At 72.0% G+C, this 5,360-nt stretch carries 4 protein-coding genes and 1 pseudogene; 1 reads left to right on the top strand and 4 read right to left on the bottom strand.

Annotation, left to right across the window (positions count from 1 at the left end; genetic code table 11):
• The 3 genes and pseudogenes from meaB to QMK28_RS33390 all read right to left on the bottom strand — a co-directional run.
• Nucleotides 1–1,034 (bottom strand): methylmalonyl Co-A mutase-associated GTPase MeaB (gene meaB / locus QMK28_RS33400; RefSeq protein WP_326443447.1); only part of this gene is annotated, 1,034 nt, incomplete at its 3' end.
• 4 nt (nt 1,035–1,038) lie between these two features.
• On the bottom strand, nt 1,039–3,330 hold the full coding sequence (scpA, locus tag QMK28_RS33395; RefSeq protein ID WP_326443446.1) for a methylmalonyl-CoA mutase: 2,292 nt from the start codon (nt 3,328–3,330) through the stop codon (nt 1,039–1,041).
• A 290-nt stretch (nt 3,331–3,620) separates the two neighbouring features.
• Nucleotides 3,621–4,154 (bottom strand): annotated as a pseudogene (locus QMK28_RS33390) (methylmalonyl-CoA mutase family protein); the annotation flags it as partial.
• Nucleotides 4,155–4,319: 165 nt separating this feature from the next.
• On the opposite strand from QMK28_RS33390, the gene cobF reads away from it, so the two are divergent.
• Entirely contained in the window at nt 4,320–5,099 is a 780-nt protein-coding gene (gene cobF, locus QMK28_RS33385) for a precorrin-6A synthase (deacetylating) (RefSeq protein WP_326443445.1), read from the top strand.
• Between the two features lie 4 nt (nt 5,100–5,103).
• Here cobF and QMK28_RS33380 read toward each other — a convergent pair.
• Nucleotides 5,104–5,360 (bottom strand): (2Fe-2S)-binding protein (locus QMK28_RS33380; RefSeq protein ID WP_326443444.1); only part of this gene is annotated, 257 nt, incomplete at its 5' end.

Here is a 5,360-nt window from a genome sequence, read left to right as displayed (position 1 = left end):
GCGCCGGACGCAGCCGCCTCCGCGCCGGTCGCGGCATCCGCCCCACCGCCCCCCGGCCGGAAGACGGCCTGGATGCGCTCGGCCGCCAGCGTCGCGGTGAGCGAGCCGTCGCGGACCTCGCGTTCCAGGTCGGGGGCGAGCCCGCGGACCCCGGGGTGCTCGCGCAGCTCCGTGAGCAGTTGGTCGCGGACCATCGACCAGGTCCAGCCGACCTGCTGCTCACGGCGTTTGGCGGCCAGCCGGCCCACCGCGTCGAGAATCTTGCGGTGCTCCTCCAACCGCTCCCAGACGGTGTCCAGGCCGGTGTTCTCCTGTGCGCTACAGGTGAGGACCGGCGGGGTCCACGCCTCGTCGAGCGGTTGCAACAGCCGCAGCGCCCCGGCCAGTTCGCGGGCGGCCGAGCGGGCGTCGCGCTCGTGCGGTCCGTCGGCCTTGTTGACGGCGACGATGTCGGCGAGCTCCAGCACGCCCTTCTTGATGCCCTGGAGCTGGTCGCCGGTGCGCGCCAGGGTGAGCAGCAGGAAGGAGTCGACCATGTCCGCGACCGCGGTCTCGGACTGGCCGACGCCGACGGTCTCGACCAGGACCACGTCGTAGCCCGCGGCCTCCATCACGATGATGCTCTCGCGGGTCGCGCGGGCCACCCCGCCGAGCGTGCCGGCGGTGGGCGAGGGCCGCACGAACGCCGCCGGGTCGACGGCGAGCCGCTCCATCCTGGTCTTGTCGCCGAGGATGGAGCCGCCCGTACGGGTGGACGAGGGGTCGACGGCGAGGACCGCGACCCGGTGCCCGAGCCCGGTGAGCATCGTGCCCAGGGCGTCGATGAAGGTGGACTTGCCGACGCCGGGCACACCGCTGATCCCGATCCGGCGGGCGTCGCCGGAGTGCGGCAGCAGCTCGATCAGCAGCCGCTGGGCGAGTTCGCGGTGGTCGGTGCGGGTGGATTCCACCAGGGTGATCGCGCGGGCGATGTGCGCGCGCGAGCCCTCGCGGACGCCCTGGACGTAGCTGTCGATGTCGATCGGTCGGCGCATGGGCTCACAGCTCGTGGCCGAGGACCCCGGCGAGGGTCTTCAGCAGATCGTGGGCGGCGTCCGGGATGACTGTGCCCGGCGGGAAGACCGCGGCCGCGCCCATGTCCTTGAGTGTCTGCACGTCCTGGGGCGGGATGACCCCGCCGACCACGATCGTGATGTCCTCGCGCCCCTGCTCGGCCAGCTCCGCGCGCAGCGCGGGCACCAGCGTCAGGTGGCCGGCGGCCAGCGAGGAGACGCCGACGATGTGCACGTCGGCCTCCACCGCCTGCCGGGCCACCTCCGCCGGGGTCTGGAACAGCGGGCCGACGTCGACGTCGAATCCGAGGTCCGCGAAGGCGGTGGCGATCACCTTCTGGCCGCGGTCGTGCCCGTCCTGGCCCATCTTGGCGACCAGGATGCGGGGGCGGCGGCCCTCCGCGCGCTCGAAGACCTCCACCAGCGCGCGGGTGCGCTGGACGCCGGAGGTCGGTCCGGCTTCCTCTCGGTAAACCCCGGAGATGGTACGGATCTGGCCGGAATGCCGCCCGTAGACCTTCTCCAGCGCGTCCGAGATCTCGCCGACGGTCGCCATCGCGCGGGCCGCGTTCACCGCGAGGGCCAGCAGGTTGCCCTCCAGGCCGCCGCCGGAGCGGTGGCCGTCCTCGGCGGCGCCGGTGAGCGCGCGCAGCGCGTCCTGGCAGACGTCCTCGTCGCGCTCCTCGCGCAGCCGGCGCAGCTTGGCGAGCTGCTGGGTGCGGACCGAGGAGTTGTCGACCTTGTGCACGTCGATCTGCTCGTCGCCCGCGACCCGGTACTTGTTGACGCCGATCACCGGCTGCCGTCCGGAGTCGATCCGGGCCTGGGTACGGGCCGCGGCCTCCTCGACGCGCAGCTTGGGGATGCCCGCGTCGATGGCCTTGGCCATGCCGCCGGCCGCCTCGACCTCCTCGATGTGCTGCCAGGCGCGCCGGGCCAGGTCGAGGGTGAGCCGTTCGACGTAGGCGCTGCCGCCCCAGGGGTCGATGGTGCGGCAGGTGCCCGACTCCTGCTGGAGCAGCAGTTGGGTGTTGCGGGCGATGCGGGCGGAGAAGTCGGTGGGCAGTGCGAGGGCCTCGTCGAGGGCGTTGGTGTGCAGCGACTGGGTGTGGCCCTGGGTCGCGGCCATCGCCTCGACGCAGGTGCGCGCCACGTTGTTGAAGACGTCCTGCGCGGTCAGCGACCAGCCGGAGGTCTGCGAATGGGTGCGCAGGGACAGCGACTTGGCGCTCTGCGGCTCGAAGCGCTTGACGAGCCTGGCCCACAGCAGCCGGGCCGCGCGCAGCTTGGCGATCTCCATGAAGAAGTTCATGCCGATCGCCCAGAAGAAGGAGAGCCGGGGTGCGAAGGCGTCCACGTCCAGCCCCGCGCCGAGCCCGGCCCGCAGGTACTCGACACCGTCCGCCAGCGTGTAGGCCAGCTCCAGGTCGGCCGTGGCTCCGGCTTCCTGGATGTGGTAGCCGCTGATGGAGATGGAGTTGTAGCGGGGCATCTTCTGCGAGGTGTACGCGAAGATGTCGGAGATGATCCGCATCGAGGGCTGCGGCGGATAGATGTAGGTGTTGCGGACCATGAACTCTTTGAGAATGTCGTTCTGGATGGTCCCGGCCAGCTTCTCCGGCGGTACGCCCTGCTCCTCGGCCGCGACGATGTAGAGCGCCAGTACGGGCAGCACCGCGCCGTTCATCGTCATCGAGACGCTCATCTTGTCCAGCGGGATGCCGTCGAAGAGCTGCCGCATGTCGTAGATGGAGTCGATGGCGACGCCCGCCATGCCGACGTCGCCGGTGACGCGGGGGTGGTCGCTGTCATAACCGCGGTGCGTCGGCAGGTCGAAGGCGACCGAGAGGCCCTTCTGGCCGGCGGCGAGGTTGCGGCGGTAGAAGGCGTTGGACTCCTCGGCGGTGGAGAAGCCCGCGTACTGCCGGATCGTCCAGGGCTGGTTGACGTACATCGTCGGGTACGGGCCGCGCAGGTACGGCGCGACGCCCGGGTAGGTGCCGAGGAAGTCGACCTCGCTCAGGTCGTCGGCGGTGTAGAGCGGCTTGACCCCGATGCCCTCCGGGGTCTCCCAGAGCAGCTCGTCCTCGCCCTTGCCGGTGCTCTCGCGCAGCGCGTCCCGCCACTGGTCGGGGCCGGCCGGCGCGGGGGCGTCCGGCGCGGGGGCGTCCGCGGCGGGGCTGTGCCCGGCGGCGCCTGCCGCGGCGTTGTCCGGTACCAGGTCGATGTCCGAGAAATCCGGGACCGGTCCCGGCTGCTGTCCGGCGGTGCGCTGCATCACGCCACTCCCATGCGGTCGAGGACGGAGGTGAGGAAGGCGACCGCGTCGTCTCCCGCGAAGGCGAACGCGTCGACTCCGGCCCGTAGATATGCTTCCCGCTGCTCGCCGGGGGCGGGGTTCCCGGCGAGGTGGACGTGCTCGGCCCCGGCGGACTTGAGCGCCGCGGCGACAGCCTCGGCCTGCTCGGCGTACAGCTTGTCGCTGGAGCACACGCAGGCCACCGGGGCGCCGCTGCGGGTGAACGCCTCGGCCGCGGTCGCCGGATCGACGGTCACCGGGTCCTGTACGGGCTCGATGCCGCCCGACTGGAAGAGGTTGGCGACGAAGCTCGCGCGGGCGGCCGGTTCGAAGGCGGGGCCCGCGTCGAGGACGACCGGGGCCAGATCGAGGTAGACGTCCTTGAGGACGTCACCGATCGCGCCGACCGGGATGCCCGCCTCGCCGACGGTGAGCCACAGCGAGGTGACGCCGTTCTCCAGATCCGCGAGGACGGAGGCGTTGGCCCGTTTCGGATCGGGCTCGGCGTGCGGCTGGCGCACGTCCCAGCCGGAGACTGTGGTGCCGGCCGCTGTGCCGCCCCGTACGAACGGGGGGAAGCCGGGGAAGCCGGGATCGTCGGAGGTGTCGTGGGCGGTGTAGAGGGGACGGGTGGCGAGCCCGTCCTGGAGTGCGGTGGCCAGCACGTCCTCGGCCGTAGCGCCGGGCGCGACTGTCGTGCCCGCCTTGCGCAGCACGCCTTCGACCAACTGCTGCCATTGCTCACGGTTCGCGGCCGGGAACTCGGCGGCCAGGGAGAGCCCGTCATCGGGCAGGACCGTCATGGGGGAAGGCTAGGGGAATCGACGCCATGAGCAGCAGTGCGCTCAGCTGTGATCTTGCCCTCTTTGGCCCGGCGAGGGCCCCCGAACCGGGGCAATGCCGCGGTCCGCGGGGGCCGGTCGGCCCCGTGGCGGGCCGGCTCGCGCCCATAGGGCAGACTCGGCGGCGTGAGGAAGATTCTTGTGATCGGCATCGGGGCCGGCGACCCGGACCACCTGACCCTGCAAGCGGTCAAAGCGCTCAATGAGGTCGACGTGTTCTTCATCCTGGACAAGGGTGAGGAGAAACAGGATCTCGTGCAGCTGCGGCGGGACATCCTGGAACAGCACGTCGAGCAGGGCTCGTACCGGCTGGTGGAGGCGCGCGACCCGGACCGGGACCGCAGCACTCCGGCGTACTCCCCCGCCGTCGGGGACTGGCGGCGCCGTCGTGCGGACATCTGCGAGCGGCTCATCCGGGAAGAGCTCACGCAGGACGCGTGCGGCGCGTTCCTCGTCTGGGGCGACCCCTCGCTGTACGACAGCACGCTCGCCATTCTGGAGGACATCCTCGGCCGCGGCACGGTGGAGTTCGACCACTCGGTCGTGCCGGGCGTCAGCAGCGTCTCGGCGCTCGCCGCGCGGCACCGGACCGGGCTGAACCAGGTCGGCAAGCCGGTGCAGATCACCACCGGCCGACGCCTCGCCGAAGGCTTCCCCGACGGGGTCGAGGACGTCGTCGTCATGCTCGACGCGCACCAGACGTTCAGCCGGTTCGCGGACGACGACCTCCATATCTACTGGGGGGCGTACGTGGGCACGCCGGACGAGATCCTGGTCTCCGGCCGGCTGTCCGACGTCGCGGACCGGATCAGGACGCTGCGGGCCGAGGCGCGCGAGCGCAAGGGCTGGATCATGGACACGTATCTGCTGCGCCGGCACTCCGGCCAGGAGCCGACGGGCGGCTGAGCGCTCACGCGCCCGGCGCCGGGTGGGAGGTGCGGGTCGGCAGCAGTACGCAGTCGCCGCACATCCCGCCCCCCGGCACCCGGTAGTACAGGCAGCAGCTGCGCCGTACGAAGTCCCGCTCGCCGGCCGCCCGCCAGTTCCCGGTGTCGCGCAGCAGCGGGTCGTCGAACAGAGTGCGGGTCAGCGCCGAGGCGCGCTCCGCGGCGGCCGTGCCGTCCGCTGACCGGCAGCCCGCGCGCAGCATCTTGAGCGCGCCGGCGA

The organism is Streptomyces sp. H27-D2, from assembly GCF_035828615.1.
Classification (GTDB): Bacteria; Actinomycetota; Actinomycetes; order Streptomycetales; family Streptomycetaceae; genus Streptomyces.
Note: the sequence above shows the minus strand (reverse complement) of the source record. Positions and strands in the feature narration are given on the sequence as shown.